Source organism: Sphingobacterium siyangense (genome assembly GCF_007830445.1).
In the GTDB taxonomy this organism is placed as follows: domain Bacteria; phylum Bacteroidota; class Bacteroidia; order Sphingobacteriales; family Sphingobacteriaceae; genus Sphingobacterium; species Sphingobacterium siyangense.
Genome location: NZ_VLKR01000003.1, coordinates 77,917 through 89,614, shown reverse-complemented (window position 1 = coordinate 89,614; position 11,698 = coordinate 77,917). Strand labels below are relative to the sequence as shown.

At 38.7% G+C, this 11,698-nt stretch carries 18 protein-coding genes; all 18 read left to right on the top strand.

The window, feature by feature from the left end; all coding sequences use genetic code 11:
* Positions 1–55 precede the first annotated feature (55 nt).
* Positions 56–454, top strand: coding sequence for a 30S ribosomal protein S8 (gene rpsH / locus IQ31_RS04280; protein ID WP_046674876.1), 399 nt, complete (start codon positions 56–58; stop codon positions 452–454).
* A 21-nt stretch (positions 455–475) separates the two neighbouring features.
* Entirely contained in the window at positions 476–1,030 is a 555-nt protein-coding gene (rplF, locus tag IQ31_RS04275; protein WP_088160090.1) for a 50S ribosomal protein L6, read from the top strand.
* Positions 1,031–1,035: 5 nt separating this feature from the next.
* Complete coding sequence (gene rplR / locus IQ31_RS04270; RefSeq protein WP_088160091.1) at positions 1,036–1,389, top strand: 50S ribosomal protein L18; 354 nt, start codon at positions 1,036–1,038, stop codon at positions 1,387–1,389.
* A 12-nt stretch (positions 1,390–1,401) separates the two neighbouring features.
* The gene (gene rpsE, locus IQ31_RS04265; protein ID WP_075990876.1) at positions 1,402–1,920 is read left to right on the top strand and encodes a 30S ribosomal protein S5; all 519 of its coding nucleotides are present in this window, start codon (positions 1,402–1,404) and stop codon (positions 1,918–1,920) included.
* A 5-nt stretch (positions 1,921–1,925) separates the two neighbouring features.
* Positions 1,926–2,105 carry a 50S ribosomal protein L30 gene (gene rpmD, locus IQ31_RS04260; RefSeq protein ID WP_046674880.1) on the top strand — a complete coding sequence of 60 codons (180 nt, stop codon included), beginning with the start codon at positions 1,926–1,928 and terminating at the stop codon, positions 2,103–2,105.
* A gap of 119 nt (positions 2,106–2,224) precedes the next feature.
* Complete coding sequence (gene rplO / locus IQ31_RS04255; protein WP_070570400.1) at positions 2,225–2,671, top strand: 50S ribosomal protein L15; 447 nt, start codon at positions 2,225–2,227, stop codon at positions 2,669–2,671.
* A gap of 3 nt (positions 2,672–2,674) precedes the next feature.
* The gene (gene secY, locus IQ31_RS04250; protein WP_046674882.1) at positions 2,675–4,012 is read left to right on the top strand and encodes a preprotein translocase subunit SecY; all 1,338 of its coding nucleotides are present in this window, start codon (positions 2,675–2,677) and stop codon (positions 4,010–4,012) included.
* A 9-nt stretch (positions 4,013–4,021) separates the two neighbouring features.
* Positions 4,022–4,804 carry a type I methionyl aminopeptidase gene (gene map, locus IQ31_RS04245; RefSeq protein WP_046674883.1) on the top strand — a complete coding sequence of 261 codons (783 nt, stop codon included), beginning with the start codon at positions 4,022–4,024 and terminating at the stop codon, positions 4,802–4,804.
* A 74-nt stretch (positions 4,805–4,878) separates the two neighbouring features.
* The gene (infA, locus tag IQ31_RS04240) at positions 4,879–5,097 is read left to right on the top strand and encodes a translation initiation factor IF-1 (protein WP_002997456.1); all 219 of its coding nucleotides are present in this window, start codon (positions 4,879–4,881) and stop codon (positions 5,095–5,097) included.
* Positions 5,098–5,142: 45 nt separating this feature from the next.
* Complete coding sequence (ykgO, locus tag IQ31_RS04235) at positions 5,143–5,259, top strand: type B 50S ribosomal protein L36 (RefSeq protein ID WP_013665024.1); 117 nt, start codon at positions 5,143–5,145, stop codon at positions 5,257–5,259.
* 30 nt (positions 5,260–5,289) lie between these two features.
* Entirely contained in the window at positions 5,290–5,667 is a 378-nt protein-coding gene (gene rpsM / locus IQ31_RS04230) for a 30S ribosomal protein S13 (RefSeq protein WP_046674884.1), read from the top strand.
* Between the two features lie 10 nt (positions 5,668–5,677).
* Positions 5,678–6,067 (top strand): 30S ribosomal protein S11, encoded by a 390-nt coding sequence (rpsK, locus tag IQ31_RS04225; RefSeq protein WP_046674885.1) that lies wholly within the window; start codon positions 5,678–5,680, stop codon positions 6,065–6,067.
* Between the two features lie 60 nt (positions 6,068–6,127).
* A complete protein-coding gene (gene rpsD, locus IQ31_RS04220) occupies positions 6,128–6,736 on the top strand; it encodes a 30S ribosomal protein S4 (RefSeq protein ID WP_046674886.1) in 609 nt (202 codons plus the stop codon).
* A gap of 96 nt (positions 6,737–6,832) precedes the next feature.
* Entirely contained in the window at positions 6,833–7,825 is a 993-nt protein-coding gene (locus IQ31_RS04215; protein ID WP_046674887.1) for a DNA-directed RNA polymerase subunit alpha, read from the top strand.
* A 108-nt stretch (positions 7,826–7,933) separates the two neighbouring features.
* Positions 7,934–8,437, top strand: coding sequence for a 50S ribosomal protein L17 (gene rplQ / locus IQ31_RS04210; RefSeq protein ID WP_088160092.1), 504 nt, complete (start codon positions 7,934–7,936; stop codon positions 8,435–8,437).
* 157 nt (positions 8,438–8,594) lie between these two features.
* Entirely contained in the window at positions 8,595–9,740 is a 1,146-nt protein-coding gene (locus tag IQ31_RS04205; protein WP_088160093.1) for an aspartate aminotransferase family protein, read from the top strand.
* Between the two features lie 144 nt (positions 9,741–9,884).
* Positions 9,885–10,847 carry a Rossmann-fold NAD(P)-binding domain-containing protein gene (locus IQ31_RS04200; RefSeq protein ID WP_075990879.1) on the top strand — a complete coding sequence of 321 codons (963 nt, stop codon included), beginning with the start codon at positions 9,885–9,887 and terminating at the stop codon, positions 10,845–10,847.
* A 51-nt stretch (positions 10,848–10,898) separates the two neighbouring features.
* Positions 10,899–11,696: an acetylglutamate kinase gene (gene argB / locus IQ31_RS04195; RefSeq protein ID WP_075990880.1), complete on the top strand. Its 798-nt coding sequence runs from the start codon at positions 10,899–10,901 to the stop codon at positions 11,694–11,696.
* The last annotated feature ends 2 nt before the right edge of the window (positions 11,697–11,698 follow it).

The window sequence follows — 11,698 nt, the reverse complement described above, 5'->3', positions numbered from 1 at the left end:
AAGGTCCCATACCAATGGTTGGGAGGGAAACCGCTGTCACAAATTTTCATATATAATGACTACAGATCCAATTGCGGATTACCTTACACGAGTAAGGAATGCCATCAAGGCCAACCACAGGGTTGTTGAAATTCCTGCATCGAACCTAAAAAAAGAGATCACTAAAGTTCTTTTTGATAAAGGTTACATTGCTAATTACAAATTCGATGAGAATGGCGTACAGGGTACGATCAAAATCGCATTGAAATATAATCCAATTAGCAAAATTCCGGCTATTCGTACGTTGACACGTGTGAGTAAACCTGGTTTAAGAAAGTATGCAAGCGTTGATACTATGCCTCGTGTTTTGAACGGTTTAGGTATTGCTATCTTGTCAACATCGAAAGGTGTAATGACAGATAAAGAAGCTAGACTTCAAAATGTTGGTGGTGAAGTTTTATGTTACGTTTATTAATCTAGGTAAAAGCACAAAGAAATGTCAAGAATTGGAAAAGCGCCTATCGCTATCCCTGCTGGGGTAACTGTTACTATTTCGGACAAAAACTTAGTTTCAGTAAAAGGTCCTAAAGGCGAATTAACACAACAAGTTGACCGTGACATCACGATTGCTCAAGAAGAGGGCAATATCGTTGTAACACGTCCAACTGATCAAAAGAAACACAAAGCATTACACGGTCTATACCGCTCCCTGTTGGCTAACATGGTTCACGGTGTGACTGAAGGTTACAAAACTACGCAAGAGTTAGTCGGTGTAGGTTACCGTGCTTCAAGTACTGGTAATGTATTAGAGTTAACTTTAGGTTTCTCTCACCAGATTGTTTTTGTATTGCCAAACGAGGTTAAAGTATCAACTACTGCTGACAAAGGTAAAAACCCTACAATCACTTTAGAGTGTGCTGACAAACAATTGATCGGTCAGGTAGCGGCTAAAATCCGTGGCTTCCGTAAACCAGAACCTTACAAAGGAAAAGGTGTTAAGTTTGCAGGTGAAGTATTGAGAAGAAAAGCAGGTAAATCAGCTAAAAAATAATAATCATGGCAGGACAAAAAGCATCTCGTAGAGAGAGAATCAAAAAAGGAATCAGAAAAAACCTTGCTGGAACGTCTGAACGTCCACGTTTATCGGTTTTTAGAAGTAACAAAGGTATCTATGCGCAAATCATTGATGACAATGCAGGTAAAACATTAGTTGCTGCATCTAGCTTGTCAAAAGAGTTTGTTGCATCTGGTAACAAGGTTGATCAATCTAAAGCTGTAGGTAAATTGGTGGCTGAAAAAGCAGTAGCAGCAGGTATTAATAAAGTAGTTTTTGACCGTAATGGGTACTTATACCATGGCCGTATCAAATCTTTGGCTGAAGGTGCTCGCGAAGGCGGTTTAGACTTTTAATCATAGAAAGAAATGGCATTAAGCAATATAAAAAGAGTAAAATCAAGCGAAATTGAATTAAAAGATCGCTTAGTAAGTATCCAACGTGTAGCTAAAGTTACTAAAGGTGGTCGTACTTTCAGCTTCTCTGCAATTGTTGTAGTAGGTGATGAAAACGGTATCGTAGGTTACGGTTTAGGTAAAGCTAAAGAGGTAACTGAAGCAATCACGAAAGGTATCGATGACGCAAAGAAAAATTTGGTAAAAGTTCCTATTATCAAAGGTACTGTTCCTCACGCGCAATATGGTAAATATTCTGGTGGTTCAGTTTTGATTAAACCAGCTGTAGGTGGTACGGGAGTTTTAGCAGGTGGTGCAATGCGTGCAGTATTGGAGTCTGCTGGTATTAAAGATGTATTGGCTAAATCATTAGGTTCTTCTAACCCACACAACGTGGTAAAAGCAACTGTAACTGCTTTAGCAGAAATGCGTGATGCGTATACAGTAGCACAACACCGCGGTGTCGATTTGAATAAAGTATTTAACGGTTAATTATCATGGCAAAAATCAAAATCACCCAGATAAAGAGCGTTATCGACAGAAGCGAGCGCCAAAAGAAAACTATTGAGGCATTGGGTTTGAAAAGAATCAACCACTCAGTAGAAGTTGAAGCTACTCCATCAATTATTGGAATGGTACGTAAAGTAAACCATTTAGTAGCTATCGAAACTATTTAATATTAGCATATGGAAGAGGTCTTTGGGCTTCTTCCATTACTTGTTATTAATAATCATTATTTTTTAATCGCTAGTACCTGTTTAGTGAGAGCGAAGGGCTAGCACAATTTAGTTTAAAAATGAACTTAAGTAATTTAAAACCTGCAAAAGGTGCAGTAAAAAGTAGCAAACGTATTGGCCGTGGTACTGGTTCTGGTCGTGGTGGTACTTCAACGCGTGGTCACAAAGGTGCTGGTTCTCGTTCAGGTCACTCTACGAAAATCGGTTTCGAAGGTGGTCAAATGCCTTTGCAACGTCGTGTGCCTAAATTTGGTTTCAAAAACATCAACCGTGTTGAGTACAATGGTGTAAACCTAGATACTTTACAAGCGTTGATCGAGAAACACAATTTAACAGCTGTAGATTTCGACGCATTGAAAGCTCATGGTTTAGTGTCTAAAAATGACAAAGTTAAAATCTTGGGTCGCGGTGAATTGAAAGCTAAAGTTGAAGTAACAGCGCACGCGTTTACTGCTTCTGCTCAAAAAGCTATTGAAGCTGCAGGCGGTTCTATCGTTAAAATTTAATAAATGAAGAAACTAATCACAACCTTAACCAATATTTGGAAAATCGATGATTTACGTACGCGTATTCTAAATACCTTACTTTTTCTTTTGATTTACCGTATTGGATGTCACGTGGTATTACCAGGTGTAAATCCTCATGCTTTGGCCTCTGGTCAAAAAGAGGGTTTATTGGGCTTACTGGATATGTTTGCGGGGGGATCTTTCTCTCGTTCGGCTATCTTTGCTTTAGGGGTAATGCCATATATCTCGGCATCCATTGTTGTTCAATTGCTGGGCATCGCGGTTCCTTACTTCCAAAAGATGCAGAAGGAAGGGGAAAGTGGTCGTCAAAAAATGAATCAAATTACTCGCTATTTAACTTTAGGGATTACTTTGCTTCAGGCTTTTGCTTATGTACGTACTCAAATCGAGCCAAGTGCTAAGACAATAGCTGACCCATTATTCACTATTCTAACTGCTATAGTTTTGACAGGCGGTACTTTATTTGTGATGTGGTTAGGGGAAAAAATTACTGATAAAGGTATCGGTAATGGTATTTCTTTGATCATCATGACTGGTATTATCGCTCAATTGCCAAGTGGTATCACTGCGGAATGGGTTTCTAGAATGGCGAAAGGTGGTGGTGGTCCAATTCCATTGTTGCTTGAATTTGTAGCTTTGTTCTTTGTTGTGATCTTTACGATCTTGATCGTACAAGGTGTTCGTAAGATCCCTGTACAATACGCGAAGAAAATCGTTGGAAACAAGCAAGTCGGTGGAGTACGTCAGTATATACCGTTAAAGGTAAATGCTGCAGGTGTAATGCCTATCATTTTTGCGCAGGCAATCATGTTTGTGCCAATGAGTTTAGGACAGTTCTTCCCAAATCTTCAGTCGGAATTTTTGACTTCGTTGAGTAACTATACGTCTGTAGCATATAACGTGACATTTGCGGTGTTAATTATCGCATTTACGTTTTTCTATACAGCGATTATGGTGAACCCACAACAGATGTCGGACGACATGAAGAAGAACGGAGGTTTTGTACCGGGTATTAAACCGGGATTGGAAACTAGTAATTTTATAGACCGCGTAATATCAAATATTACATTTCCAGGTGCAATTTTCTTAGCGATCATTGCTATTCTACCTGCTATTGCAAGTTTGTTTGGTATTAATAATCAATTTGCGCACTTCTACGGTGGTACGTCATTATTGATTTTAGTAGGTGTGGTGTTGGATACTTTGCAACAGATCGAATCTCATTTATTGATGCGTCATTACGATGGATTAATGAAAACAGGTCGTATTAAAGGTCGTTCGGCCGCGTCTGTTGAGGGAATGGATCATTCGGCAATTTAATTTCTTTAGATGTCTAAAGTATTTTATAAGTCAGCAGAAGATATAGAGCAATTGCGGAAGTCAGCAGATGTGCTTTCGCAATTGCTTGGTGAAATCGCAAAAGTGATTAAACCTGGGGTAAAGACTATATCTCTTGATAAATTAGCTTATGAGTATATTCATGATAACGGCGGGACGCCTGCGTTCTTAAATTATCAGGGATTTCCATATTCTTTGTGTATATCTGTCAACGATCAAATTGTACACGGCTTTCCAAGTGATTATGAAATTAAAGATGGAGATCTTGTTTCGGTCGATGGTGGTGTCAATCTGAACGGCTTTATCAGTGATTCCGCATACACCTTTGGTGTAGGTGAAATATCTGAGGAAGCACAGTTGTTATTGGATGTAACAAAGGAATCATTGTACAAAGGTGTTGAACAGGCGGTGGCTGGTAAACGTGTTGGGGATATTTCTTCAGCTGTTCAGGAGTATGTGAGCAAATTCGGATTCGGAATTGTTCGCGAGCTGGTTGGACACGGAGTTGGTTATCACTTACATGAAAAACCTGAGGTTCCTAATTATGGAAAACGAGGTGCTGGTCCTAAATTGGAAGAAGGTTTGGTTATTTGTATCGAACCGATGATCAATGCGGGGCGTGCGGGTGTTCGTTTTTGGGATGATGGTTGGACAGTAAGTACAGTGGATGGGAAATTATCGGCGCACTTCGAACAGATGGTTGCAATCCGAAAAGGAGAACCAGATGTGTTGCTGACATTCGAACATGTAGAGAAAGTTTTGAACAAAAAGTAGTTGGTTTTCAATTATTTTTATTTATCTTTGCACTCCTGTTCGCAGGCTTTTAAATTAAATTTAATCGAGAATATATGGCTAAACAAGCCTCAATAGAACAAGACGGTATAATTAGAGAGGCACTTTCTAATGCTATGTTTAGGGTAGAGTTGGAAAATGGACATGAAATCATTGCCCATATTTCTGGTAAAATGCGCATGCACTATATCAAAATTTTACCTGGTGATAAAGTTAAATTGGAAATGTCTCCGTATGATTTGACTAAAGGAAGGATTACTTATCGCTATAAATAGCTGTAAGCCCTTGTATTAGCGCAAGCTTTTGAAAAAATAAATATCATGAAAGTAAGAGCATCAATAAAAAAACGTAGCGCGGACTGTAAGATCATCCGTCGTAAAGGTAAAGTTTTTGTAATCAACAAAAAGAACCCAAAGTTTAAACAACGTCAGGGTTAATTCATTAAAAAAATAATAGCTTAATATTATATGGCAAGGATAGCAGGTATTGATTTACCTAAAAACAAAAGAGGTGTGATCGGCCTTACCTATATTTTTGGTATCGGTCGTACAAGAGCTGAATATATCTTGGAAAAAGCTGGTATCAGCGAAGATGTGAAGGTACAAGAGTGGAATGATGAGCAATTGGCAGCAATTCGTACCATCATTAACGACGAATTGAAAGTGGAAGGTGCATTGCGTTCTGAAATTCAATTAAACATCAAACGTTTAATGGATATCGGTTGTTACCGTGGATTGCGTCACCGTAAACACTTACCAGTTCGTGGTCAACGTACTAAAAACAACTCACGTACTCGTAAAGGTAAACGTAAGACAGTTGCAAACAAGAAAAAAGCTACTAAATAATAAATAAGAAATGGCTAAAACTAAAAAAGCTGCAAAAAAGCGTATCGTTGTTATCGAACCTGTAGGTCAGGCTCACATTAACGCAACGTTTAACAATATCATTGTAACTTTGACAAATAATCAAGGTCAAACTATTTCTTGGTCTAGTGCTGGTAAAATGGGTTTCCGTGGTTCTAAAAAGAACACTCCATACGCTGCTGGTCAAGCTGCACAAGACTGTGGAAAAGTTGCTCACGACTTGGGTTTACGTAAAGTTGAAGTGTTTGTTAAAGGACCTGGTGCTGGTCGTGAATCGGCAATCAGAACATTGCAAACAGTAGGAATCGATGTGACTACTATCAAAGATATCACTCCACTTCCTCACAACGGTTGTCGTCCTCCAAAACGCAGAAGAGTTTAATTAATTTAAAGATAAGATTCATCGGCTATAGGCTGATAGATACTTTAATTGTAAAAGAAAATGGCTAGATATACAGGACCTAAGTCCAAAATTGCCCGTAAATTTAGAGAGCCGATCTTCGGCCCAGATAAAGCGTTAGAAAAGAAAAATTACCCTCCTGGACAACATGGAGCTTCTAAACGCAGAGGTAAACAATCTGAATATGCTATTCAGTTGTTAGAAAAACAAAAAGCAAAATACACTTACGGTGTATTGGAGCGTCAGTTCTCAAACTTATTTGTTAAAGCTGCCTCTAAACAAGGTATTACAGGTGAGATCTTCTTGAAATTGTTAGAAGCTCGCTTGGATAACGTAGTTTACCGTTTAGGTATCGCTACTTCTCGTGCCGCTGCTCGTCAGTTGGTATCCCATAAACACGTTACTGTTAACGGCGAAGTTGTTAACATTCCATCATATAGCTTGCGTCCAGGTGACGTTGTAGCAGTTCGTGAACGTTCTCAAACACTTGAAGCCATCACAAATTCAGTTGCAGGTCGTACTGTAAACAAATTTTCTTGGTTAGAGTGGAATGCGAAAGAATTGACAGGTACTTTCTTAAGCTATCCAGAAAGAGCTGACATTCCTGAAAACATCAAAGAGAACTTAATCGTTGAGTTATACTCTAAATAATAAATAAAATAGAAGAATGCATAGTCCAATTTTTGGGGTATGCATCTTCTGTTGTATTACAATTATTATTACAAATAAAACATTAAAAGAAAATAAATGGCAATTTTAGCATTTCAAAGACCGGATAAAGTTATCATGCAAAAATCTACGGATTTTGATGGTACGTTTGAATTTCGTCCATTGGAGCCTGGTTTTGGTGTAACCATTGGTAATGCTTTGCGCCGTATTCTATTGTCCTCTTTAGAAGGATATGCAATTACGTCGATAAGGTTTTCTGGCGTTTCGCACGAATTTTCAACGATCAAAGGTGTTGTTGAAGACGTAACTGAAATTATCTTGAACTTGAAACAAATTCGTTTCAAAAAAACAGGTGAGATTGGTGACAACGAAAAGGTATTTGTAGTAATCAATGGTCAAGAGCAATTCTTAGCTGGTGATATCACAAAATTCTCTAATAACTTTACGGTCTTAAACCCAGACATGGTAATCTGTAACATGGATAATTCAGTGACAATTGAATTGGAATTGAGTATTGCCAAAGGTCGTGGATACGTAAATGCTGATGAGAATAAAGTTGTTGATGCTCCAGTAGGTGTTATCGCAATCGATTCGATCTTTACTCCGATCAAGAATGTTAAATATACCATTGAGAATTACCGTGTAGAGCAAAAGACTGACTACGAGAAATTGTTGTTGGATATCTCTACTGATGGCTCAATTCACCCCGAAGAAGCTTTGAAAGAAGCTGCTAAGATCTTAATTCAACACTTTATTTTATTCTCTGATGAGAATATGCTTCTTGAGTCTCAAACGAAAGAAGAAACTAAAGTTGTTGATGAAGAAATCTTACATATGCGTAAGATCTTGAAAACAGAATTAGTAGATCTTGATCTTTCAGTTCGCGCATTGAACTGTTTGAAAGCTGCGGATATTCGCACATTGGCTGAGTTAGTAACTTATGACGTAGCTGATATGTTGAAATTCAGAAACTTCGGTAAAAAATCGTTAAGTGAAATCCAAGAATTGGTTAAATCGAAAGGTTTATCATTCGGAATGAACTTGGCAAAATACAAATTAGACGAAGAATAATAATTTATTAAGCGACCACTAGTCGTAATTCCTTTTGGCTGTCTGGATATGTGATGTTCACATAAATGACATATACAAAAACGGTACGATTAGTATAATAAAATCAAAATGAGACACGGAAAAAAAGTAAATCACTTAGGCCGTACGGATAGCCATAGAAAAGCAATGTTGGCTAACATGGCAACATCATTAATCCTACACAAACGTATTACAACTACTTTGGCTAAAGCTAAAGCTTTACGTACGTATGTTGAGCCTTTGATTACTAAATCTAAAAACGACACAACACACTCTCGTCGTACAGTATTCGCTTATTTGAAAGATAAAGACGCTGTTTCTATCTTATTCCGCGAAATTTCTGAAAAAGTAGCTAACCGTCCAGGTGGTTACACTCGTATCATTAAAATGGAAAACCGTTTAGGTGATAACGCGGAAATGGCTTTCATCGAACTAGTTGATTACAACGAAATCTACGGTAAAAAAGCTGCTGCTGCTGAGAAAAAAGCTACTCGTCGTCGTGGTGGTGCTAAAAAAGCTACTACTGCTGAAACTGAAGCTCCTGCAGAAGTTAAAGCTGAAGTAGAAGGTGAAGAAAAAGTAGACGGAGAATAGTCTTCTTCTGATCTAGCATAAAAAAGTCCTCTTTTTAAGGGGACTTTTTTTATTTTATGACCATTCCTACCGTTATAACTAATATATTTGTATTGCTAAAATCTGATAGCTTTTTCTATTACTAGCTATTTCGTTTATCAATCTATAATTCATTAAGATGAAACCATTTGATGTTTATCCCATTAATCCCATTAACATAGTAAAGGCTAATGGATCAACGGTGTGGGATGCCGAAGGAAATGCTTACTTGGACTTGTATGGTGGCCATGCTGTGATATCGATCGGACACACGCACCCACATTATGTACAACGCATCACAGAACAATTGAACCGTATTGGGTTCTATTCCAACTCTGTCGAGATTCCAATTCAGCGTGAACTTGCCCGATTGTTAGGGGAAGTTTCGGGAAAGGTTGATTATGATTTATTTCTTTGCAATTCTGGCGCGGAAGCAAATGAAAACGCATTGAAGCTGGCATCTTTTTACAATAAGCGAAAAAAAGTCATAGCGTTTTCAAAAGCGTTTCATGGAAGAACCTCATTGGCCGTAGCGGCAACAGATAACCCGAGTATCGTGGCTCCCGTCAACGAGACCGATAATATTGTATTTCTTCCTTTCAATGATGAAGCGGCTTTGACTGAGGCTTTCGCATCATATGGTAATGAAATTTCATCTGTTATCGTAGAAAGTATCCAGGGCGTAGGTGGAATCAGAGAAGCGTCAGTATCGTTTCTTCAGTTGATTCGCTCTCTTTGTGATCAATATAATGCTGTGTTTATTGCGGACGAAGTGCAATGTGGGTATGGAAGAACAGGCTTATTCTATGCGCAGGACTATTCAGGCGTTGAAGCCGATATTTACACGATGGCAAAAGGTATGGGCAATGGTTTTCCAATTGGTGCAATCAGTATATCGCCCAAATTTAAAGCGACTTACGGGAGTTTGGGGACGACATTTGGTGGCAATCATCTCGCATGTGCTGCCGCACTGGCTGTATTGGAGATTATCCAACAAGATAAACTGATGGAGAATGCGGCTCAAGTCGGACAATATCTTATTGATGAGCTTAAGCAAATCGAGGAAATTGTCGAAGTGAGAGGCCGAGGATTAATGATCGGTATAGAACTACCTGAATCTTTGGCCCATGTGAAGAAAGATCTCTTGGTAAAGAACCGTATCTTTACAGGGGAGGCTAAGCCTTTTGTGATTCGCTTGTTGCCTGCTTTGAATATTACGAAAGATCATGCTGATCAGTTTTTATCGGCATTGAAAGCACATATCAAAGCAGTAACGGTTGCATAGAACCTTAAAGCTGTCGATCAAATTATCCAATAGCCACACATTGGCTCATGTAAATTTGATTGCGCTGTAGTAGTTAGAATATATACTGAGTGTGACGGGCCTATTGATTGCTCGTTGAAAATGCACTCGAATAAATAAATATAGATGAAAAAGTTTTTCTCTGTTAAGGATGTGTCTAGTGTAGCGGACGTTGTTCAAGAAGCGTTAGCTTTGAAAGCGGCACCATATGACAATCAGGACCTTGGTCAACATAAAACGTTGGGACTTGTATTTTTGAATCCGAGTTTGCGTACGCGTCTGAGCACACAAAAAGCGGCAATGAATTTGGGCATGAATGTGATGGTCATGAATATGGATAAAGATGGTTGGGCGCTTGAAACACAGGATGGTGTTGTGATGAACGGGACAACTGTTGAACATATTCGCGAGGCCGCTGCTGTTATGGGTGAGTATTGTGATATTTTGGGACTTCGTTCCTTTCCAAAATTGAAAGATCGTGAAGAGGATTATAGTGAAGACCTGTTCAACAAATTCATTAAGTACTGTGGTGTTCCTGTTGTTTCCTTAGAGAGTGCAACACGCCATCCACTGCAGAGTTTGACAGATATGATTACCATCACTGAGTACAAGAAGACTGAAAAGCCGAAAGTGGTATTGGCTTGGGCTCCGCATGTTAAGGCATTACCTCAAGCGGTACCTAATTCTTTCGCAGAATGGATGTGCAAAGCACAAGAAGAGGGATTGGTCGATTTTACGATAGCTCAACCTATGGGCTATGAGTTAAGTGAAGAATTTACCGCTGGAGCAACCATATCTAATAATCTTGAAGAAAGTTTAAAGAATGCTGATTTTGTCTATGTGAAAAACTGGTCTTCTTATCAAGAATATGGCGAGGTATATGGTGTTGATGAAGATTGGATGATGGATAACAAGAAGCTCAATTTGACGAATGATGCCAAAGTAATGCATTGTTTGCCAGTAAGAAGAGATCTTGAATTGTCTTCTGAGATTTTAGATGGACCAAATTCACTCGTGATTAAAGAGGCTAGCAACCGTGTATGGGCTGCTCAGGTTGTTTTGAAACGTATGTTAGAGGATTTGGCATAGTCCAATCCTATAGATTATTGAAAAACTATTTTTATTGGGAAAAGTTGCGTAATGGCTAATAGTGTATTAAATATAATTAAAATTGGCGGGAATATTATTGATGATGAACGCCAATTGGATTCTTTTTTGGAAAAGTTCTCTGCATTGTCAGGGAAAAAGATTCTTGTACATGGCGGTGGTAAAATAGCGACTCGCCTGGCTAGTGAACTTGGAATTGAAGCCCAAATGATAGAAGGGCGTCGTGTGACAAATGAGGAAATGTTACGCATTGTAACAATGGTATACGCTGGATTGACAAACAAGACAATCGTTGCTAAGTTGCAAAATTTGAAATGCGATGCCGTCGGATTAACCGGAGCTGATGGGGATGTCATAAAAGCTATAAAGCGTCCTGTAAAAGATATCGATTATGGCTTTGTAGGTGATTTGTTGCATGACTCTGTAAATACCCTGGCCATCAAGAAGTTTTTGGAAGCAGGGTTTGTTCCTGTGTTTTCAGCTATTACACACAATGGCCTTGGACAATTGCTCAATACCAACGCGGATACTATAGCTTCTTCATTGGCGGTGTCTTTGGCTTCATTATATGAAACTTCTCTGGTTTATTGTTTTGAGAAGAACGGCGTTTTGCGCGATGTAACAGATGAGAATTCAGTAATCCCAACGATTAAGTCAGAAGAGTTTGAACATCTTAAGGAATCCGGCGTGGTGAATGACGGGATGATTCCTAAGTTGCAAAATGCATTCAATGCTATAAATAAAGGTGTTCAAGAGGTCTATATTGGAAATGCTAATAATTTGCATTTGTTTCAACAAGGACAATTTGGCACTTGCTTGACATTAAAATAAAA